This window comes from Bifidobacterium sp. UTCIF-38 (assembly GCF_006454495.1).
In the GTDB taxonomy this organism is placed as follows: domain Bacteria; phylum Actinomycetota; class Actinomycetes; order Actinomycetales; family Bifidobacteriaceae; genus Bifidobacterium; species Bifidobacterium callitrichos.
This window is the reverse complement of record NZ_JFAL01000007.1, coordinates 126,058-147,908: the sequence shown is the minus strand read 5'-3', so window position 1 is coordinate 147,908 and position 21,851 is coordinate 126,058. Positions and strand designations below refer to the sequence as shown.

Below are 21,851 nucleotides of genomic sequence, written 5' to 3'. Positions count from 1 at the left end.
GGTGACGATCGAACCCATGTGCCCGGTGGAGACGGTGTACGCGGTCCACGCCAGAGGACCGGCGGCGAGCGCCACCGCCGTGAGCGCGCAGGCGCCGGCACCTGCGATCGTGATGACCCGTCTTGCATGCGGCGTGCGCAGGAAGCGCATCTCGCGTGTCGGCGCGGCCGCGGCCGAGACGATGATCAGCAGGAGCGTCGCGATGAGTCCCGCCGCCATGACGAGGTATCTGAGCCACGGCAGCCAGGTGGAGCGGCCGAGCAGCTCGACGGCCCAGAACGTGTTGACGAGCACGAGGAGCGCAGCGACGACACGTGCCCAGAACCACTGTCGTTTGGCCCACAGTCCGCTTACGGCGATGGCGACGAGCGCGGCCACCGCAGGTGCGAGGGCGACGGTGTAGTACTGGTGGAAGATGCCGGCCATGAAGCTGAAGGTGAGCCATGTGACGATGAGCCAGGATCCCCACACGAGGGTGCCGGCGCGGCGCAGATCGGTGCGGCGGCTGCGGCGGGCGACGATCAGCCCGATGGCGATGCCGGCGAAGGCGATCGGCGCAAGCCATGCGATCTGTCCGCCGTACTCGCCGTCGAACAGTCGGGTCAGGCCGGTCTGTCCCCACATGCCGCCGCCGTTGCCACCGCCCATGCCGCCGCCCCCGCCGACGACGGCTCCGGTCTCGTCGCCGGTGATGCGGCCGAGACCGTTGTAGCCGAAGGTGAGTTCGAGGAAGGAGTCGGTCTGCGATCCGCCGATGTAGGGGCGGGATCCGGATGGCACGAGGACGGTCAGGGCCACCCACCATCCGGCGGAGACGACCACGGAGGCGATGGCGGCGAGGCCGTCGACGATGCGTCGGACGAGTCCGGTGGGCGAGGCGACGAGGAAGGCGAGTGTGAATCCGGGCACGACGAGGAACACCTGCATCTGCTTGGTGAGGAAGCCGAATCCGATGCATGCGCCTGCGAGGATCATCCACAGAGTGCGGCTACGGTTGCCGGCACGCGTGTCGGGGTATTCGAGGGCGCGCATGACCGAGGCGGTGGCGCCGGTCATGAGCAGCACGAGGAGCGCGTCTGGGTTGTTGAAGCGGAACATGAGTGCCGCGACGGGCGTGGTGGCGAGCGTGAGTCCTGCGATGACGCCGGCCCAGTTGCCCCATGTGCGTCGGATGGTAGCGTAGAGGATCCACACGCTGGCCATGCCGCACAGCGCCTCGGGCAGGAGTATCGCGAAGGAGTTCAGGCCGAGGACGCGCACGGACAGGGCCATGAGCCAGATGGCTGCCGGCGGCTTGTCGACGGTGATGGCGTTGCCGGAGTCGAGCGACCCCCACAGGAACGCCCACCAGTCCTTGGATCCGGCCTGGGCTGCTGCGGAGTAGAACTCGTTGGCGTACCCGGAGGCGGTGAGGTTGACGAACATGATGATGGCGGTGAACGCCATCATGCCGCCGAAGCCGATCCAGTCGGCGGTGGTGCGTCGCGTGGCGATGTTGGATCGCACGGTGGGGTTGGTGCGGGTGTCGACGTATCGTCCGGCAGGCATCGGCGCGCCGGAGTCCGGACGGTGGTATTGGCTGCGGTTCCTCGCCTGTGTGGATGCGGAGCCATCCGATGAGGGGATGGCCGATGCGGTTGTGGTGGTCATATAGGGAACTGTCCTTGGGTATTGGTGATCGATGGGTCTATGGAATGTTTGCCGTCGGAGCGTTCAGGCCGTTGCGGCGACTCGCATGCGGTTCAGCGTGCCGTTCATGCGCCACATGCCCTTGAGATCCTTTCTCACGGTGTCGGGAATGTTGACGGTGCTGCCCGGATCCTCGACCCAGCGGACGGGGAACTCGTACATGCGCATGCCGGTGGCCTGAGCCAGCAGTAGCATCTCCGTGTCGAAGAACCATTCGTCGTCCTGGATGTAGGGCAGCAGATGTCTGGCGGCGGATGCGGTCATGGCCTTGAATCCGCATTGCGCGTCGTGGAAGGAGGCGCCTAGCAGCATGCGCAGCATTCCGTTGTAGGTGCGGGAGATGAATTCGCGTTTGGCGGATCTGGTGACTTCGGAGTCGTCGAAGAGTCTGCATCCGAAGGCGACGTCGGCGAATCCGTAGACGAGGGTGCCCACGAGCGTGCCGGTCTGGTGGATGTCGGTGGACAGGTCGACGTCCATGTAGGCGACGACCTTGGCACGGGACTCGCCCCAGGCGAGTTTGAGTGCGCGTCCCCGTCCCTTGCGTGCGATGCGGACCGCTCGCACACGGCCCGGATACTGGGATGCGAGGCGGGAGGCGATGGCCCATGTGTCGTCGGTGCTGGCGTTGTCGGCGATGACGATCTGCCAGGTGTAGGCCCATCCTTCGATCTGGCTGGAGGCCAGGTGGTTCATCAGGGTGAGCACGGATTCGGCGAGCTGCTCCTGCTCGTTGTAGACGGGGATGACGATGTCGGCGTCCACGGAGCGTGGCTCCCCCACGCGTTCGACGATCCCGGTTCGTGGCGCCCCGTACGCCGTCCCGGCCATCCCGGTCGATCCGGTCGATCCATATGTCGACTCGGTATCGGATGCGATGCGGCAGGCATCGTCCGTAAGTTTCGGCTGCGGTGTCGCGGCAGCTGGCGTTGTGATTGCGGTGTTCATGGTTCTTATGAAACAGCCGCTTTCCTAGTGACGTCTTAGCCGAGCGTAAAGCGTTCCCGGCAGTGTCGGGGAAGAGGCCTCAACGTTCTCTGAACACTTGCTGGATGCGTCGGGCCGCGACTGAGCCACGTCTCCCGATCAGCATCTCCAATCAATGCTCCCTCGGCACCTCTCGACACCCCCTCGACACCCCTCAATACCCCCTCAGCACCTTTCGGCACCCTTCGACACCCCTTCAACACCTCTCGACACCCCCTCAACACCTCTCGACACCCCCTCGACACCCCCTCAACACCCTATCGACACTCCCCAATCGGTACCCTGACACCCCCAATCGACCGTGAATGATTCGACAGCGTCACATTTTCCCGAAAACAAGCCACTCCTCGGGAATATGTGACGCTCAGTCGAACTCAGCGTCACGTTTTCCCGCGGAATGGACGAATCTCGGGAATATGTGACGCTCAGTTGAACAGACGCTCAGTCGAACAGACATTCAGTCGAACAGACATTCAGTCGAACAGACATTCAGTCGAACTCAGCGTCATGAATTCCCGATGTCACATACTCCCGAGCAACGGAGCCGATGGCGCCGTCACTGACCGGCGTTCCAGTCCACGGGGATGTCGCAGTACGCGTTCGCACCGGATCCGCTGCCATCATGCCTGGAGACGCTCTTGCCGTTCACGATGATCTCGCAGGACAATTGAATGCCGCTTGGATCCGGGTTCTCGTAATCGCTGGATGTGACGCTGAGCGTCGGATACTCGCCAGCCTCCTTTCCGGTCATGGTCTTCTCCCAGGTGCCGTTGAAGTCCTCCGTGTGACTTTCCCCGATTCCTCCGTACATCACGCTTGCGGGACCGTTGCTGGCGGCCTTCATCGTGATCGAGCGTTCCTCGTCTGCCTTTTTCTGCTCCGTCTGGCTCTGCTGCACTTCGTTGGAGACGCTGTCGATCGCCTTGCCGTAGCTGTTCTGGGTGACCAGCACGATGACGATGGCGATGCTGGACAGGATCGCGGCCGCGATCGCCAGTCCCCTGCCGCGTTTGCGTCCTCTGGACCGCGTCGCGGCTACGCCGACGATGGCGAAGACGATGCCGATCGCACCGAGAACGGCGGCGAAGTTGTTCACGATGGGGACCCAGCTGAGCAATACGGCAAGAATGCCGAACACCAGACCGACAACGGAGGATGCGCTCAGGTTCCTGTGGGCGTGGGGAGCAGGTGTCCTTCCGAAGTCCGGTTGGCCCTGTGACGGAAGCGGGATGTTGTCGCTCATGGTTTCCTCTTTCTCCATTCGTTTCTTGCGCATGGGACTATGCGCGGCGTGATTTCGACGTTATTCGCCGAACCGGAGTCATGTCAGTGTACGAACGGACATTTCCGTCTGCCCGTTCGGGCGACGGCGGCATGCGGGATGCGCCCGCATGTCCAATGGCACCGCGGGACGTGATGGCAATACAGTGGAGTCCATGGGAATCGAGAAGAAGCAGGACAGCCCTCATCCGGAGCCGGATGATGAGGTGCCGGTGCGCACGCGGCGATGGTGCTCGTTCGTCATGATCCCCGTGGCCGCGATGTTCAGCCTCGCGCAATGCTCGTATGCGGCCACGGAGTACATGGATCACCCCCAGGGAGCCATGTATCCATGGATGATACTGTCCACGCTGCTGACGCTGGTGCTCCCGTTCGTCCTCGTCATGCGGGACCGGCATCCCGAACCGGTGTTCTGGGCCGCATGCGTGATCGTGATGGTCTTTCCGTACGATTCGATGCTCGCGCTCATGGCGATGACCTCGTTGCTGGCACGGCGATCCTCACGCATGCGCACGATACGCGCCATCACGGTGGGCGCGTCCGTAAGCGTGTGGGCGCAGCTGCGTGACGCGCTGCGCCCGGCGGACTCGTCCATCTGGCATCTGTTCTTCTCCAAACCGGACACCGGAACGAACGGCGTGCCGATCGAAATGCTCACCGATGAGGGGCCGATCATCGCGACATCCGTGGTAGCGGCACTCATCGGCACTGCGATCGCCGCCCTGACCGGCCTGCATATCCGCTCTCGGGCGAGTCTCGATACCGCCCAAGCGAAGGCGGACGCCGCCGCCACGCATGCGGCAACACTGCAGCACGATCTGACGAACCAGCAGCTTGCCGACGCGATCGCCGCCGAAGCGCACGATACACTCGCCCATTCCCTGTCGCTGCTGGCATTGAACGCGAGCGCGCTGCAGGCCGAAACGGCGCGTCTGGAGCCCTCCGAACAGGCTGAATCGATCGCACGCAAGGCCGAGGACATTCGTCGTCAGGCGGCCGGGGCGCTCGATGAGGCGCATCAGATCATCGACATGCTGCGTCATCCACAGAACGCATGGGAGCAGCTGACGAGCGCGGAGGAGACCGAGCTGACCCGCGAATCGTTGGGGGCATTGATCGCGCAGACTCGCGACGCGGGGCAACGACTCGACACGTGGATCGACATCCGTCAGTTGGGCGAACTCGATGACGCGGTCGCAAAGGTCGCCTATCGGGCGGTTCAGGAGGGATTGACGAACGCACGCAGGCACGCGCTTCAGGCGCCGGTGTCGTTGGAGGTGACGGCGAATCCGGAGGCCGGGGTGCATGTGCATCTAAGCAATCCGATGCCTTCCGTCGCATCAGACGCAGCGCCGGAACCGACCGGATCGCCGGCGCACGGCAACGGACTGGCCGGGCTGACTGCACGGACGATGTCGGTTGGAGGAGCCTGCCGCTACGGTGTCGACGACCGTCACGTATTCCATCTGGATGTGCGCTTGCCGTGGCGCGGACGCGCACATGCCTAGGATGGCATGGTGAGGCATGAGGAACGAATGCGGCGGGATGAATGGGCCGAGCGACAGGACCGGCATGGACCAGACGGCCAGAACAGTCGGGATGTCCGGGATGGTGGCGGCGGTCGTGATGACGGGACGATGCCCGTGCTGGTGAGCGTCGTTGATGACGATCCGATGATCTGTCAGGCAATGAGCCTGATCCTCACCGACTACTCCGAAGGAAGGATCAAAGTCGTATCCACGTCGACGTCGGGCGCGGACGCGGTGCTTCGCGCGCAACGGGAGCACCCGGACGTGGTGCTGATGGATATCGCGATGCCCGACATGGACGGCATCGAGACGACGCGGCGGCTGCGTGCGCTCCCCCATCCGCCGCATGTCATGATCCTCACGTCACTCAGTCCGTCGAACACCGTGGAGCGTGCCGTGGAGGCGGGTGTCGAGGGATTCGTCTCGAAGACCGATGCGCCGGGAGAGATCATCCGACGGGTGCTCGGCGTGTGCGAGGAGACGCCGCAGTTCAATGCGGCGAGTCAACGCCAGCTCATCGGCGATCTGCATGCGCAGCGTCCGGTCTCCCGCAGGGACGAGGCGCGCGCCCTGCTCGATTCACTGCCCGAGCGTGAACGGGAGACCGTGCTGCTCGCCGCGGAGGGGCTGACGAACGCGCAGATCGCCGAGCGCATGTTCATTTCGGAACGTACGGCGAAGGCACACCTATCGTCCGCGGCTGACAAGCTCGCGATGGGTCGTGTGCAGATGGCGCGTCTGGTGGAGCGTGCGGATCTGCCGCCGCGGCCGTAGACGCGCATCGGGGAGCATCAGGACATGCCGTCGGCCGGACAGGGACGACGCACACGTCCGATTCGGGTGCGCGAGGTGACGTCCGGTTCCGACGCTGCTAGGCTTGAAACCACAATCATTCGCCGGGAAGGGATCAGGGATCATATGTCCATCAATGCGAAGGAACTGCCGCTGGAGAAGGTCTTCACGCCCGACTATCGGTTCTTCATCCCCTCGTTCCAACGCCCCTACATCTGGCAGCCGGAGAACATCCAGCAGCTGGTCGACGATCTGGCCGGGGCCGCCAAGACGCCCGGCACTCCGTACTTCCTCGGATCACTGATTCTGGTCCGCTCCGGCAGGGACAACCGCTTCGACGTGATCGACGGCCAGCAGCGTCTGGTGTCATTGGCGATCATCATCGCCGCGCTGCGCGATCTGGAACGGGACCACGAGTGGATGCGGCTGCTGGACGCGCTCATCGTGGAGCCGGGAGACAAACTGCGCGGCATCAGGAACGAGCCGCGGCTGACGCTTCGCGAGCGGGATGCGGCGTTCTTCCGCGAATACGTGCAGGAGGGCAATCTGGAGGCGCTGTTCGATCTGGGCGCGGAGGACTGGACGACCACCGCGCAGCGCAACATCACCCGCAACACGAAACGCGTCTACGACGAGCTGTCGAACATGAGCGAGGACGAGCGGCGGACGTTCGCCTCGTATCTGGTCAACGAGGTGACGCTGGTGATCGTCACCACCGACGATCTGGACAGCGCGCATCGCATCTTCGACGTGATGAACATGCGCGGTCTGCCGCTCACCCCGTCGGACGTGTTCAAGGCGCGCGCCACATCCGGTCTCAAGCCGGTCGAACTCGACGCATACGCGCAGCGTTGGGACGACGTCATGGATCCGCTCGGCGACGATTCGCCGGCCAGTGAACGGTTCTTCTCCTACCTGCATCTGATCGCCACCCACAAGCCCGACAGCGACAAGCTCATCGAGGACTTCCTCACCGACGTGATGCAGCCGTATCTGGACAACGGCACGATGACGACGTTCATCGATCAGGTGCTCGCGCCGTACGCGATGGCCTGGCTGGTCATCACACGCCCCTCCGACACCGTATTGCCCGACGAGGTCAAGGCGCGGCTCGAATCGCTCAACGACTACCCCAGCCATGAATGGAAGCCGGTGGCCATGTGGGCGCTGGTCCACTCGTTCCGCAATCTGGGCGCGCCGGACATCTCCCCGTTCGCCTCACGCGGAACGAGGGCCTCGCGCGCGTCGACGACGGTGAGGACGCTCGGCGCGCACGATTCGCAGCGACTCAACGAGATACTCGCGGCATTGGAGCGTATCACCGGCGTCGACACGCTGAACAGAACCGCGCCGTTCCGCAGGCGCGGACATGCGGCCGCGGCCATCCGGGACCTCGACAAGGGGTATCCGGTGCGCATGATCCGCGCCTTGTCGATCTCGTCCGACGACCGCGCCGGAGCATTGGTACGTCTGCACGGCGAGATGCAGGGCGACGACGATCTGATCCGCCTGCTGCTGATCAGAGCCAACGATCAGGCCGCCGAGACCCACCTGTCACGTCCGCGCAAGCTCAGCGCCCTGCCTATCATGCCGGTGGCGTTCGATCCGAAGTCGGTGTTCGCCGCATCCGGCTGGACACAGGAGACGCACGACTATTGGATGTACCGTCTGGGCAACATGGCGCTCGCCCAGGGATCCGAGGACCAACTCGATAAGTTGACCGACTACGCGGGACGCCGCGACCGCATGCTCATGCGCGCCGATTCGCGCCGTTTCCCTCTGACCGAGCAGCTCAAGCACTTCAACGAGTGCACGCCGGAGATGCTGCGCCACCGTCAGGAGGAGACGATCCGTCTGATCGCGGACCGTTGGGAGATCCGATACGACGAGAACCATACCGATCTGACGAGTCAGGACATCGACGAGCTCGCGGGCCATGGCAGGATCGCACGTCCCGTGCACAGCTCGCGTCGCGTGACGATCAAGCAGGTCGTGGAGGCCGGACTGCTCATCCCCGGCGAGAAGCTCGTATGGGATCGTCCGCGCAAGGGCGAACGCTGGTTCGCGACCGTCACCGAGGACGGCAGGTTCCGTCTCGACGACGGATCCACCCACGCCTCGCCAACCGCGGCCGCGAAGGCCGCCGCCGGTGGGAAGAGCGCCGGCGGACTCTCCGTGTGGCGAAGGACCTCGGACAACCGCAACCTCGCCGACATCTGGAAGCAGTTCCGTCAGCAGGCGGGATGACATGCGATCAGGCGGCAGACGCGTCCGGCCATTCGACCGTCCGATCCTGACTAGTCGAGGTATTGGTCGAGATGCCGGATCATGCGGATCGTGTCGTCCCACCAGATGCGGATCCGATTGCGTGGGTTCGCGGTGAACGGTATGCCGGGAAGCGCGTGGACGGCCTGTGAAGGGCCGAGCATGCGGGCTATTGCGATGACGGCGATGATGATCGCCGCTTCGACCCCGGCGAGCAGCAGCGCCCCGCCCACTCCCCCGGCCCATGGCACGACCGCGTGATCACCGCCGCCAAGCCACATCGCCACCCGTTCCATGACGCGGGTTCCCCACGAAGCCACCCATGCGAGCATCGACGCCATTTCGACGTTCATCCATGCGACGGCGAGGCCTGCGAGTCCCATGATCGTGGCGAAGTCGACGACCGGTGCGACGAGCAGGTTCGCCGGAATCGACCATACCGGCAGCTGCGGTTCCATCATCACCTGTATCGGCAGCGTGGCGGTCTGCGCGGCGAGCGTCATCGCCAGCGCATCGGCGAGCCTATCCGGCAGCAGCAGCGCCATCACCTCGGCGATCGGTTCGGATATCATGACGATGCCCAGCACGGCCGCACTCGAAAGAGCGAACCCGTAGCTCCACGCCAGGCTCGGATCGCCCAGCAGCATGACGATGACGGTCACGCACAGGGCGCTCAACGCCTGCGTTCTGCGCCCCAAGTACAGGGCTGCGGCGCCGATCCACCCCATGACGAGTGCACGGGAGACGCTGTCTCCCGGTGCCATCAACGAGGCGAGCACCGCCGTGGAGACCACCCACAGAATGGCCACGATCCGCCGTGGCACAAGCAGACGGGCGCATGCGCGACGCACCAGTCCCGCGATGATGACGAAGTGTCCACCGGAGACGGCCATGAGATGCATGATGCCGGCGGCGCGGAAGCGTTCCTCAAGCTGGGTGGCGTAGGTGTCGTTGATCGGACGCGCATCGTACGCGGATGGCAGATGATCCTGTCCGAGGAATCCCATCGTGAGCCCCGGCACGAGTACGCGCCCCTGTTCGGACAGGCCCGAGGTCGCTCGGAAGAACGACTCCTGCACATGTTCGCGGCACCGTTCGGGCCATGGCTGTTCCTGCAGCAGACGCAATCCATCCTTGCCCTGCACGCTCATCCACAGCGGGGTCGATCCGAATCGTGCCTCGCCGAACGCGCCGGACACGCGATACACGGCGCCGCGATGGATACGGGTGCAGTCGTCGTCCGATGCGAACACGCGTACCTGCGCGTAGGATCCGACGCGTATGGTGCCGTCGTCGATGGCCTGCAATCGCATTTCCGCCTGACAATCGGCCTCGCGATTGGAGGAGACCTGCACCGGTTCGATGACCGTTCCCTCGATGTGCATGTATCCGGATGTCTCCCGCGCCTTCGCCGCAGCAGGATCATGCCATGCGATCGCCATGAGGGACCAGGTCGCGATCATGCCGAGCAGCGCGGTCATCACGCACACCATGACGATCTCCCGCCCGATGCCGATACGCGCAAGTCGAGTGGACAGGAGCCAGATCGCGATGCCGATGGCGGCCGCCGCTGCGACGATGATCACGATCGTCGCGCCATCAAAGGTGCCGCCGCCCATGGTCGATGCCACCAGAGCGTCGAACAGGAACCGGGCGAACAGGCATGCCGCCCACAGCGTGATCGCGACGGGAAGGAGACGCCGGTCGCGGCTGCCGCATTCGACGCGGGACTCGCGCGACCCGCGTGTGCCCGTCATCCCGTTCATCAGACCCTGACCTTCGGTCGAATCTTCTCCAGGGTCTTCGCCCCGATGCCGGAGACGTCGAGGAGCTGGTCGACGCTGGCGAACCGTCCGATCCGTTGACGATGGTCGAGGATCTTCTGCGCCGTGACCGGCCCTATGCCGGGGATGGCGTCCAGTTGCTCCAGCGTGGCGGTGTTGAGGTCAAGTCGGGGATCGGCGGGATCGGATGCGGTCGGAGCGGACTGCGGTTCGGAGGTTCCGTCACCTGCTTCGGTACTGGTTTCGGCATCGTCTGCCGTCTTGTCCGCATCGTCCGAACCGGTCTGTCCGTTCGAATCAGTCTCATCCCCATCAGCGTCCGAAGCACCCGGATCGGCGGTTTGCTCCTGTGTGTTCCGAGCGCCGTCGATGGCGGTGTAGTTGATCGATTGTTGGATGAGCAGCGTCAGGCTCATGCAGGTGACGAACGTCATGATGAGGATCGCCGCCAGCGCGTGGGTTGCGGTGAACCGCAATCTTGGCTTGCCGTGGCGCGCGCGACGTTCGAATTCGTCGACGCTCGTGTCTGCGCCGTTGACGCCGGTCAGACGGGAGAGCGATTCCGACCGCTCGATCGTCGAATCGTCGTCGGGAGATGGATGCGACTGGTGCGCCGGCGTTGCATCCGTCGTCACCGGAGAACGCGCCGCCGGCGGATGCAACTGAGACATCGCCGGACGCGGCGGCAGAGGTACGGAATCCATGGTCGGACGCGAGGAGGCACGCCGAGACGACGGATCACGAGGATCACGGGAATGCGGCCGGGGATCGGCATCCGGCCCGGAGGAAAAATGAACGCCCATACCTCCCACGGTGGGGTTGTATGGGCGTTGAGTCCAGCCGAACGGCGAATGTGGACGGAACCCTTCGGTTTCTTCACATTCGCCGTCGAGGACGGGCGATGATCGGAATCAACCGATCACTCGCGGTCACTCGGCCGGGACGATCGACACGATCTTCGGGGCCTTGACGATGACCTTGCGCGGCTCCTTGCCGCCGAGACGGTCGGCGACGGCCTCGAGCGCGAGCTTCTGGAGCTCGGCCGGATCAATGTCCGGGGAGACCTCGAGCTTGGCGCGCACCTTGCCCTTGATCTGCACGACCGCGGTGACGGTGTCCTGACCGACGTAACGCTCGTCGGCCACCGGCCACGGGGCGGCCGACAGGGACTCGTCATGGCCGAGGCGCGCCCACATCTCCTCGCAGATGTGCGGTGCGATCGGAGCGAGCATGAGGATCAGCGGCTCGACGGCGGCGCGCGGCACGGCCGGAAGGGAGGTCAGGTGGTTGTTGAGCACGATGAGCTTGGCGATGGCGGTGTTCGGACGCATGCCCTCCATCTCGACCGTCACGTCGGCGATCGTGTTGTTGAGCAGCTTCAAGGTCTTGGCGTCTGGCGTCTCCTCGCTGACATGGGCCTCGCCGGTCTCCTCGTCGATGACGTTGCGCCACAGACGCTGCAGGAAACGCATGCCGCCGACCACGTTGCGCGTGTTCCACGGGCGGGACTCGTCGAGCGGGCCCATGCTCATCTCGTACAGGCGGAACGTATCCGCGCCGTAGTTCTCGTACATGTAGTCCGGGGTGATGATGTTCTTGAGGCTCTTGCCCATCTTGCCGAACTCGCGGTTGGCGTGCTCGCCGTGCCAGGTGAACGTCGGCTCGCCGTTGGCGTCGGCCGGACCCTCCACGACCTCGTCGGCCGGCACGTACTGGCCGCGGTCGTCGGTGTAGGCGTACGCCTGGATCATGCCCTGGTTGAACAGCTTGTGGAACGGCTCGGCCGAATCCACGTAGCCCAGATCGAAGAGGATCTTGTGCCAGAAGCGCGAGTACAGCAGGTGGAGCACGGCGTGCTCGACGCCGCCGATGTACAGGTCGACGCCGCCTTCGTCACCGGAGTACTTGTTGTGGTTCGGGCCCATCCAGTAGTCGAACTCGTTCTTCTCGACCATGTGGGCGGTGTCGGACGGGTCGATGTAGCGCATGTAGTACCAGCAGGAGCCGGCCCAGTTCGGCATCGTGTTGGTGTCGCGGTAGTAGGTCTTCGGGCCGTCGCCGAGGTCCAGCGTGACCTTGACCCAGTCCTCGTTGCGGCTCAGCGGCGCCTCCGGGTTGGATTCGGCGTCCATCGGGTCGAAGGTGCGCGGCTGATAGTCAGGCACGTCCGGCAGACCGATCGGCAGCATCGAATCGGGCAGCAGGTGCGGGGTGCCGTCCTCGCCGTAGACGATCGGGAACGGCTCGCCCCAGTAGCGCTGGCGGGAGAACAGCCAGTCGCGCAGACGGTAGGAGACGGTGCCCTTGCCGACGCCGGCGGACTCGAGCCACTCGTTGACCTTGGCGATGGCGTCATCGACCCGCAGGCCGTTGAGGGAGAGCGCGTCGCCCTTGGCCTTGGTGGCCTCGACGCAGGAGTTGATGACGATGCCGTCGTGGGAGACGAACGGCGCCTTGCCCTCGTAATTGGCGAGGTCGTCGCCGGATTCGGGCAGCGGCTGGACGGTGTAGATGACCGGCAGACCGAACTTGGTGGCGAAGTCGTAGTCGCGCTGATCACCGCCGGGCACGGCCATGATCGCGCCGGTGCCGTAGTCCATGAGCACGTAGTCGGCGGTGAACAGCGGCAGCTTCGCGCCGGTGATCGGGTTGATGGCGTACAGGCCGGTGAACAGGCCGGTCTTCTCGCCGGCCTCGTCGACGCGGTCCTTCGCGGTCTTCGATTCGGCTGCCAGACGGTAGGCCTTCACGGCCTCGACCGGAGTGGCGTAGCCGCCCTTCCAGTCCTCGGGGGTTTCGGCCGGCCATTCGGCGGGCACGTCCTCGAGCAGGTGGTGCTCCGGGGAGACGACGGCGAAGGTGGTGCCGAACAGGGTGTCGGGACGGGTGGTGTAGATCTCCATGTCCTTGACGCCGCTCGGGGTGTCGACCTCGAAGTGCACGGAGGCGCCGTGGCTTTCGCCGATCCAGTTGCGCTGCATGAGCTTGACCTTCTCGGGCCAGTCGATGCCGTCGAGGTCCTCGATGAGGCGGTGGCCGTACTTGGTGATGCGCATCGACCACTGGCGCAGCTCACGCTGGAAGACCGGGAAGTTGCCGCGCTCGGACTTGCCTTCGGCGGTGACCTCCTCGTTGGCGAGCACCGTGCCCAGGCCCGGGCACCAGTTGACCGGGGACTTGGAGATGTAGGCCAGACGGAAGTCGTTGAGGATGTCCTGCTGCTCGGCGTCGGTGAGCTGGCCCCACGTCTTGCCGTCGGACTCGTGGCCGGGGATGGTCTTCTCGCCGTCCTCGAACTTGGCGACGAGCTCGGCGATCGGGCGGGCGGAGCCCTTCGTGCCGGACGGGTTGGTGGCGTCCTCGTCGTACCAAGCGTCGTAGATGCGCGAGAAGATCCACTGCGTCCAGCGCACGTAGCCGGGGTCGATGGTGGCGAAGGTGCGGCGGTTGTCGAAGCTCAGGCCCATGCGGTGCAGCTGACGGGACATGTTGGCGATGTTCTGCTCGGTGGTGATGCGCGGGTGCTGGCCGGTCTGCACGGCGTACTGCTCGGCCGGCAGGCCGAAGGCGTCGTAGCCCATGGCGTGCAGGACGTTCTCGCCCTTCATGCGGTGGTATCGGGAGACCACGTCGGAGGCGAGGTAGCCGAGCGGGTGGCCGACGTGAAGGCCCTTGCCGGACGGGTAGGGGAACATGTCCATCGCGAAGTAGGAGGGGCGTCCCTCGGCGTTGCGGCCCTTGCCGTCCTTCAGATCGCCGGAGACGTTGGCGGCCCAGAACGTGCCCTCGTCATCCCACTTCTTCTGCCATTTGTTTTCGATGTCCTGCGCCAGTGCGGCGTTGTAACGGAACTTCGGTTCAGTCTCACTCATACCGCACGATAATACACGCGCCCGCACCAAGATCCGCCGCCCGTCACGCATGGCGGGCGGGGTGACGAACGTAGTCGTCAAGCTTCCGGCAGATCTGCCCAACGATGGAAAACCGGCTGTTCGAATCACCCAACCGTACAACCAAGGTAACCGGACAACCCGCCCTTCGGATCTTTCGTCGTCACCCGCGCAGCACCGGGTCGGCGAAACGGCGGTTGACGAGGACGGGCAGGATGCGGCGGGTATCAGTCAGTACTTCGCGGCTGAGGGCGGCGGTGATGAGGGCTGGGCCGTTGCCGTCGGCTTCGATCAGCGTCTCCCCCATCGGGTCGACGATGCGGCTGCATCCGATGTTGCGGGCGCTCACCTCGCTGCGCGCGAACCCGTCGATGATCTCCAGATTGTGTTCCGGCTCGCGCGCGACGGTGAACTGCGCCACCGCCACGACAAGCGTTGTCAGGAATCCCATGCCACACATCATGCCACGCGACCTCACCGCGCGAGATCATCAAACGCGACGAATAACGCGACAAGTACCGATATAACGACCGCACGAATTGCGATGAGTGTCGATATCGGCGTCATCAAAATAGCAATAAGTGTTCAAAATAAGGCATTTCAAAATTCGATAAGTGCAAGAAACGGTCTATACTGAAATCAGACGAATGTCGTCTACGGAGGTGGAAACGTTGAAACGCAAAGCTTACGAACGCATCAGATTCTGGAAAACCCATAAGACCAAGCAGGCGCTGCTGGTGACCGGCGCAAGGCAGGTGGGCAAGACCTTCATCATCGAGGAGTTCGGCCGCGCCGAATACAAGCATATGGTCGAATTCAACCTCGTGCTTGATGACAGCGCCCGACGGTCCTTCGCTCAGGCGACAAGTCCCGACGACCTGCTGTTCCGCATCTCCGTCGCGGCCAGCGAGCCACTCGTTCCGGGGAAAACGTTGGTGTTCCTCGACGAGATCCAGCAATGCCCCCAGATCGTGACCCTCATCAAAGGGCTCGTGGACAAGGGTGACTATGACTACATTCTCTCCGGTTCGCTGCTGGGCGTGGAACTGGAGGATGTCAGATCACTGCCCGTCGGCTATTTGGACGAATTCGCCATGTATCCGCTCGACTTCGAGGAATTCTGCTGGGCGAACGGACTTGTGGAAACCGCATTCGATGTCGTTCGTGAGTGTTTTACGAACACGAGCGAGGTCCCCGATTTCATCCATCGCCGACTCACCGACCTGTTCCACCGTTATCTGCTGGTGGGTGGCATGCCGGCAGCCGTGACCTCCTTCATCGAGAACAACACCCTCGATCCCGTGCGAGCCATCCAATCGAACATCCGCACATACTATGAGCACGACATCAAGCAATACGCGCCCAAGGAGAACCGACTCACCATCCAGGAGATCTACCGGCTCATACCCAACGAACTGCAAAGCCAGAACCGCCGGTTCAGAATCAGCTCCATCACCGACGTCAAACGATTCAGCCAGATCGAAGACGAATTCCTATGGCTCACCGGGGCCAATGTGGCACTGCCGGTCTTCAACGCATCCGCTCCGATCGCCCCGCTGCGAGCCAACTCGGAACGTCGGCTGATGAAGCTGTTCTACTCGGATGTCGGCCTGCTGGTCGGATCCTACGGCAAGAAATCCGCATTGGGCATTCTCGACGGCAACGCCGAAATGAACATGGGCGGCGTCTATGAGAACGTCACCGCGCAGGAACTCGTCGCACACGGATTCGATCACCTGTACTACTTCACCAAAAAGGGCATCGGGGAGCTCGACTTCCTCGTCGAAACGGCCGACGGCGACATACTGGCGCTGGAAATCAAATCGGGAGCCAGATTCCAATCTCACGCCGCTCTCGACAACGCTTTGTCGACGCCCGGATACGACATCGACAAAGCCTATGTCCTCGCCGAAACCAACGTGAGCGAGAAGGACGGCGTCACGTACCTTCCCATGTACATGCTCTCGATGCTGCGTAACGGATAAGGCACGATGCACCGAAGGACCAGTCTTGTCCCCACGCATTCCGCACGCTCCGCAGCTTCCGTGTGATGCGGCTCCCCACACGGAACCGCATCACACGGAACCACCTCACACGGCGAAGGCGGACCAGCGGTTGTGGGAATGCTCGACCTCGATGGGCATGCCGAACAGGGCGGACAGGCGCTCGTTCGTCAGGCCCTGCTCGAGCGGACCGGTGTAGATGATGGTGCCGGCGCCGGGGTTGCCGGCGGAGTCGAGCCCCTCCTCGGTGGCATCCTCGGCTGGGATCGGCTTGCGGCCCATGATGGCGATATGGTCGAATCCGGCGGGGATCTCCTCAAGACGATGCGTAACGAGCACGACCGCACGGTTGGAATCCTCCTGTCCGATACGGCTCAGCGTGCGCATCACCTGCTCGCGGCCACCCAGATCGAGGCCGGTGGTCGGCTCGTCCATGATGAGCAGCTCCGGGTTGCCCATCAGCGCACGGGCGATGAGCACGCGGGTGCGCTCACCTTCGGACAGACGCCACATCTCCTTGCCCTCCAGGTAGCTCACGCGGAAGTCGCTCAACAGGTTGCGGGCGCGCGCGTACTCCTCCTCGGTGTACGTGTCGCGCCAGCGTCCGGTCACGGCGGAGAGCCCGGTGACGACCGCGTCGAGCGGATCCTCGAATTCGGGGAACTGACGGCCCAGATCGGCGGAGGCCAGTCCGATGCGCGTACGCAGTTTGAACACGTCGTATTTGCCGAGCTGGTGGCCGAGGATGAACACGCGTCCCTCCGAGGGGAAGGTGCGTGTGGCGAGCATGCCCACGGCAGTGGACTTGCCGATGCCGTTGGGCCCAAACAGCACCCAGCGCTCCCCCGCTCGGATGGTCAGGTTCACGTCAGTGATGATCACGCGGCGCTTGCGGCGGAACTCGACGTCCTCGAGCCTGAGCACGACGTTGTCGACGTCATCGGCGGCGTTGGCGGTGTTTGCGGTGTTGCTGGCGTTCTCGGTCATGTGATGGATCCTCCCGTTGCCATTAGTATCTGTTCGCGTTCTCTCGTTGTACGTTCCCGCCGATTATCGGCGATGGGCCTCCCCTTTCACAAGGGAAGGCCCATCCGTCAGTCAACTATCGCCCGACTATCGTCGGCCATCCGTCACTTCTGCTCGGCGAGCACATCCTCGTAGACCTTGACGGTCTTGTCGGCGATGGACTCCCAGCTGAAGTGGTCGCGGGCACGCTCGTAGCCGGCCTGTCCCATCTTCTTCGCGAGTTCCGGGTCGGCCATGACCTTGTCGATGGCGGCGGCCATATCGTGGACGAACTTGTCCGGGTTCGTGGGCGTGCCGGTGCCGTCGCGCAGCTGCTCGATCGGCACGAGGTAGCCGGTCTCGCCGTCGACGACGACCTCAGGGATGCCGCCGGTGGCGGAGGCGACGACCGGCAGACCGCAGGCCATGGCCTCGAGGTTGACGATGCCGAGCGGCTCGTAGATGGACGGGCAGATGAACGCGTCGCAGCCGTGCTCGAGGGCGTTGAGCTCCGGACGGGGCAGCATCTCCTCGATCCAGATGATGTTGCCGCGCTCCTCGTCGAGCTTGGCGAACGCGGTCTTGACCTCCTCGGCGATCTCCGGGGTGTCGGGCGCGCCGGCGCACAGCACCACCTGAATGCCCTTGTCGATCAGGTGCAGGGCCTGAAGCAGGTACGGCAGACCCTTCTGGCGGGTGATGCGGCCGACGAACAGGAGGGTCGGCTTCGAGCGGTCGATGTGGTAGCGATCGAACACGCCCCACGCCGGATCATCCTCGGCGGGGGTCTCGAAATCGGACATCGTGATGCCGTTGTGCACGACGACGACCTTGTCCGGATCGAGGTCCGGGTAGGCGGTGAGGATGTCCTCGCGCATGCCGCCGGAGACGGCGATGACGCGGTCGGCGTGCTCGTAGGCGTCCTTCTCGGCCCAGGAGCTCAGGTTGTAGCCGCCGCCGAGCTGCTCGCGCTTCCACGGGCGGAACGGTTCGAGGCTGTGCGCGGTGATGACCAGCGGCGTGCCGTGCAGCATCTTGGCGAGGTAGCCGGCCAGGCAGGCGTACCACGTGTGGGCGTGGGAGATGTCCGCATCCACGTCGTTGGCGATCTGCAGGTCCACACCGAAGGTCTTCAGCGCCGGGTTCGCGCCGTCCAGCTCGCTGGGGGTGCCGTATCCGACGACCTTGAGCGATCCCTTCGCCTCGGCGGCGTTGGGAATGGCCGGAACATCAGCCTCGGTGCGGGGACCGTCGAACGCGCGCACGGTCACGTCGACGCGCTCGGCCAGTACCTTGGACAGCTCCTCGGCATGCACGCCGGCTCCACCGTAGACGTGCGGCGGGTATTCACGGGTGAGAATGTCGACCTTCATTGGTTCCTACCTCTCTTTGACGATTAGAGAATCCAGCAGTTCCCACTCTACGGCACGACATACGGAAAAACGCACAACCATGCATCCTGCGTTTCCTGATTCCGAATGCCCGTCCCTCCGGCTCCATCCATCCGAGGCGTGAATGCGTTCGTGAACGCCTCGTGAATCACGTCCCCGGTTTTGGCAATCGGGTTGTAGGATGACGAGTCTATGCATCACGACGTCAGAGAGGAATACCATCGTGTCGCACAAGCATGCATTGTTCAATAAGGTCATTGCCGGACTGATCGCCGGACTGATGACGATCACGGTCGGCGGTTGCTCGGCATCCGACGCGCAGTCGATGATCGATGAGGCCAGGAGCTATGCGAACAGTTCGCAGTCGAGTGCATCGCAGTCGAGTTCTTCGACATCATCCGGCAGTGACGGCACGTGGTCCGAGACGGACGCGCCCAACTACTACAAGGTGACTGGCAAGGCCGATTTCTCCGCGGCCGGGACCATGCCCTCGGCCGGCGAGATCCGATACTCGGAGCTTGACTCGCTGGGTCGGGCCGGCATGGCGGTCGGCGTCGTCACATACCAGCTCATGCAGTCGGGCTCCGACAGGGAGCGTGACATGCCGGACACCATCGCCGGATGGCCGGAGCACAATCCGAAGGTCGAGATCATCTTCTCCGACGGCGACAAGTACCACGGTTATCTGTTCAACCGTTCGCACCTCATCGCCAAGAGCCTCGGCGGCGAGGATGCCGAGCGCAACATGGTCACCGGCACCCGAACGCAGAACGTGGGTGACAACGACGCGACGCCGGGCGGCATGGCCTACACGGAGTCCAAGGCACGTGACTGGCTGCGTTCACACAGGAACGGCACGATCGAGTACATGGCAACCCCGCGGTATACGGGCGACGAGCTGCTTCCCCGCACGGTGGACGTGGACATCCGCACGTCCGACGGGTCGATCGACGAGCATGTGATCACGTACAACACGGCCGCCGGATTTGATATCGACTATATGAACGGCGGCACGAAGTAGACAGCAGCCATATGGGAAAGCGCACGACGTCATGTCGTGCGCTTTCCCATATTCGCGTCATTTGCGGGTCCTGCGATTCCGTCAACGGATTCCGGACGACGGTCGGACTGATCAGACGGCGGTGCCGTTCTGGTCGAGATTCGGATTGTGCTTCGAGTCGCCGGCGGTGAAGAACAGGCTCACCACGCCGACGATGAACACGCCGGCGACGGTGGCGACGAGCCACATCGGGCGGGCGGCGCTCGGCAGCCACATGACCACGAAGAACGCGATGACGGCGAGCGTGATCAGCGTCCAGCTGCCCACGCGGAACCACTGGCGGGTCGAATGCGGGGCGCGGAACGCCTGCGGATCCCGGTAGTTGGGATTGGTGGTGAGCGTCGCGGTCTCGGCGTCGGCCTCGATCGTGCCGCCGGTCGGCTTCCACGGGCCTACGGACTCGCCCTCCTGCAGTCTGCGGGAACGCTCCTGCAGCTGGTACTCATCGATCATTCCCGACCGGCCGCGGCCGCGGGTGGAGTCGTACTGCGACGGCACTCCCCTACGATCGGCCTTCGCCTTGGCGCGACGTTCCGCACGATTCGGCATTCAAACCACTCCTTTGGTAAAAAGAATCCTGCGGTAGATAGTACCGCAGGATTCCACCATGTTCGTTCTATATTCCCTCAGACCGGCTCAGCGCGGCAGCATCATCGGGCGCTGGGAGGCCGTGATCGGGGCCGGCAGCTCGCTGACGTGCTCGCTGGAGAGGTACTCGTCAACGGCGGCGGCGCAGGAGCGGCCCTCCGCGATGGCCCACACGACGAGGCTCTGGCCGCGGCCGGCGTCGCCGCACACGAAGACGCCGTCCTGCGAGGTGGCGAACTTGTCGTTGCGGGCGATGTTGCCGCGCTTGTCGAGATCGACGGGCAGCTGGTCGAGCATCGTTGTGGTGTCCGGGTGCAGGAAGCCGACGGAGATGAGCACCAGATCGGCGGGCAGCACGCGTTCGGTGCCCGGCTGGCGGGTGAACGGACCGTTCTCGCCGGGGGCCACGGAGACGACCTTCAAACCGGTGACGTGACCGGTCTCGTCGGCGATGAAGCCCTCCGCGGTGGTGGAGTTCTCGATGTGGACGCGCTCCTGCTCCTCGTCCGAACCGATGAAGTTCACCGAGTCGGTGGAGTACAGGTATTCGCCGCCTTCGGCCATCGACGTGGTCTTCTGGTAGGTGCGGGCGAAGGTCGGCCACGGCTGGTTGTCAGGTCGGGTGGACGGCTCCTTCGGCATGATCTGCAGGACGGTGACGTCCTTCGCGCCCTGACGGATCGAGGTACCGAGGCAGTCGGAACCGGTGTCACCACCGCCGATGACGATGACGTGCTTGTCCTTGGCGGTGATGTCGTTGACCGGCTTGACGCCGTAGATGCGACGGGTGGCATCGGGCAGGAAGTCGAGGGCGAAGTGGATGCCCTTGAGTTCACGGCCCGGGATCTTCATGTCGCGCGGCACGCGGGAGCCGATGGCCACGACGACCGCATCATACCGGTCGCGAAGGTCGTCCCACGTGATGTCCTTGCCGATCTCGACGTTGGTCTCGAAACGGGTGCCCTCGGCCTCCATCTGCTCGATGCGGCGGTCGAGAAGCGTCTTCTCGAGCTTGAAGTTCGGGATGCCGTAGCGCATGAGGCCACCCAGTGCGTCGTCCTTCTCGTAGACGACGACGGTGTGGCCGGCGCGCGTGAGCTGCTGCGCGGCGGCGAGGCCTGCGGGGCCGGATCCGACGACCGCGACGGTCTGGTCGGTCAGACGCTGCGGCGGCATCGGCTTGACGTAGTCGAGATCCCACGCCTGGTCGATGATCGTGCACTCGTCGTTCTTGATCATCGTCGGCGGCTGGTGGATGCCCAGCACGCAGGCCTGTTCGCACAGAGCCGGGCAGATGCGGCCCGTGACCTCGGGGAAGTTGTTGGTCAGGGACAGACGCTGGTAGGCGTCCTCCCACTGCTCCTGACGGACCAGATCATTGAACTCCGGGATCAGGTTGCCCAGCGGGCAGCCGGTCATGCAGAACGGGGTGCCGCAGTCCATGCAGCGGGCCGCCTGCTCGGTGGTCCACGGCTGCAGACCGGATTCGGCGTGGACGTCGAACCAGTCCTTGATACGCTCCTGGACGGGGCGCTCCGCCAACTCCCTACGGGTGCGGACTTTCAGGAATCCTCTCGGGTCGCCCAT

Annotated in this window: 16 protein-coding genes; 5 read left to right on the top strand and 11 right to left on the bottom strand. The window is 64.1% G+C overall.

The annotated features are described in order from the left end of the window. The 3 genes from BW11_RS03955 to BW11_RS03945 all read right to left on the bottom strand — a co-directional run. On the bottom strand, positions 1-1,650 hold a 1,650-nt coding region (locus BW11_RS03955; RefSeq protein WP_258231284.1), incomplete at its 3' end, for a glycosyltransferase family 39 protein. A gap of 63 nt (positions 1,651-1,713) precedes the next feature. Next, positions 1,714-2,520 carry a dolichyl-phosphate beta-glucosyltransferase gene (locus BW11_RS03950; protein ID WP_181166129.1) on the bottom strand — a complete coding sequence of 269 codons (807 nt, stop codon included), beginning with the start codon at positions 2,518-2,520 and terminating at the stop codon, positions 1,714-1,716. A 712-nt stretch (positions 2,521-3,232) separates the two neighbouring features. After that, on the bottom strand, positions 3,233-3,919 hold the full coding sequence (locus BW11_RS03945; RefSeq protein ID WP_140444745.1) for a hypothetical protein: 687 nt from the start codon (positions 3,917-3,919) through the stop codon (positions 3,233-3,235). Positions 3,920-4,199: 280 nt separating this feature from the next. On the opposite strand from BW11_RS03945, the gene BW11_RS03940 reads away from it, so the two are divergent. The 3 genes from BW11_RS03940 (at position 4,200) to BW11_RS03930 (ending at position 8,525) form a co-directional block, all read left to right on the top strand. Beyond that, positions 4,200-5,465, top strand: coding sequence for a sensor histidine kinase (locus BW11_RS03940; RefSeq protein ID WP_140444839.1), 1,266 nt, complete (start codon positions 4,200-4,202; stop codon positions 5,463-5,465). A gap of 129 nt (positions 5,466-5,594) precedes the next feature. Further along, complete coding sequence (locus tag BW11_RS03935; RefSeq protein WP_140444744.1) at positions 5,595-6,260, top strand: response regulator transcription factor; 666 nt, start codon at positions 5,595-5,597, stop codon at positions 6,258-6,260. Between the two features lie 144 nt (positions 6,261-6,404). Next, the gene (locus BW11_RS03930; protein ID WP_140444743.1) at positions 6,405-8,525 is read left to right on the top strand and encodes a DUF262 domain-containing protein; all 2,121 of its coding nucleotides are present in this window, start codon (positions 6,405-6,407) and stop codon (positions 8,523-8,525) included. Positions 8,526-8,575: 50 nt separating this feature from the next. Here BW11_RS03930 and BW11_RS03925 read toward each other — a convergent pair whose 3' ends face one another. From BW11_RS03925 to BW11_RS03910, 4 genes are all read right to left on the bottom strand, one after another. Continuing rightward, positions 8,576-10,309 (bottom strand): ComEC/Rec2 family competence protein, encoded by a 1,734-nt coding sequence (locus tag BW11_RS03925; protein WP_258184533.1) that lies wholly within the window; start codon positions 10,307-10,309, stop codon positions 8,576-8,578. After that, positions 10,309-10,962, bottom strand: a complete 654-nt coding sequence (locus BW11_RS03920) for a helix-hairpin-helix domain-containing protein (RefSeq protein WP_219909193.1) — start codon at positions 10,960-10,962, stop codon at positions 10,309-10,311. The genes BW11_RS03925 and BW11_RS03920 overlap by 1 nt, the downstream gene beginning before the upstream one ends. Before the next feature lie 294 nt (positions 10,963-11,256). Beyond that, entirely contained in the window at positions 11,257-14,199 is a 2,943-nt protein-coding gene (gene leuS, locus BW11_RS03915; RefSeq protein WP_140444741.1) for a leucine--tRNA ligase, read from the bottom strand. 181 nt (positions 14,200-14,380) lie between these two features. Continuing rightward, a complete protein-coding gene (locus BW11_RS03910; protein WP_219846719.1) occupies positions 14,381-14,668 on the bottom strand; it encodes a hypothetical protein in 288 nt (95 codons plus the stop codon). Positions 14,669-14,888: 220 nt separating this feature from the next. On the opposite strand from BW11_RS03910, the gene BW11_RS03905 reads away from it, so the two are divergent. Next, the gene (locus BW11_RS03905) at positions 14,889-16,202 is read left to right on the top strand and encodes an ATP-binding protein (protein ID WP_219846718.1); all 1,314 of its coding nucleotides are present in this window, start codon (positions 14,889-14,891) and stop codon (positions 16,200-16,202) included. A gap of 105 nt (positions 16,203-16,307) precedes the next feature. On the opposite strand, the gene BW11_RS03900 is transcribed toward BW11_RS03905, so the two are convergent. Together BW11_RS03900 and glgA are read right to left on the bottom strand one after the other, a co-directional pair. Continuing rightward, positions 16,308-17,207, bottom strand: a complete 900-nt coding sequence (locus BW11_RS03900) for an ABC transporter ATP-binding protein (RefSeq protein WP_140444738.1) — start codon at positions 17,205-17,207, stop codon at positions 16,308-16,310. A gap of 143 nt (positions 17,208-17,350) precedes the next feature. Further along, positions 17,351-18,598: a glycogen synthase gene (glgA, locus tag BW11_RS03895; RefSeq protein WP_043163795.1), complete on the bottom strand. Its 1,248-nt coding sequence runs from the start codon at positions 18,596-18,598 to the stop codon at positions 17,351-17,353. 241 nt (positions 18,599-18,839) lie between these two features. On the opposite strand from glgA, the gene BW11_RS03890 reads away from it, so the two are divergent. After that, on the top strand, positions 18,840-19,637 hold the full coding sequence (locus tag BW11_RS03890) for a DNA/RNA non-specific endonuclease (RefSeq protein ID WP_181162482.1): 798 nt from the start codon (positions 18,840-18,842) through the stop codon (positions 19,635-19,637). A gap of 111 nt (positions 19,638-19,748) precedes the next feature. On the opposite strand, the gene BW11_RS03885 is transcribed toward BW11_RS03890, so the two are convergent. Beyond that, positions 19,749-20,225: a membrane protein gene (locus tag BW11_RS03885; protein ID WP_043163792.1), complete on the bottom strand. Its 477-nt coding sequence runs from the start codon at positions 20,223-20,225 to the stop codon at positions 19,749-19,751. Positions 20,226-20,312: 87 nt separating this feature from the next. Further along, a complete protein-coding gene (locus BW11_RS03880; RefSeq protein WP_140444736.1) occupies positions 20,313-21,851 on the bottom strand; it encodes a glutamate synthase subunit beta in 1,539 nt (512 codons plus the stop codon).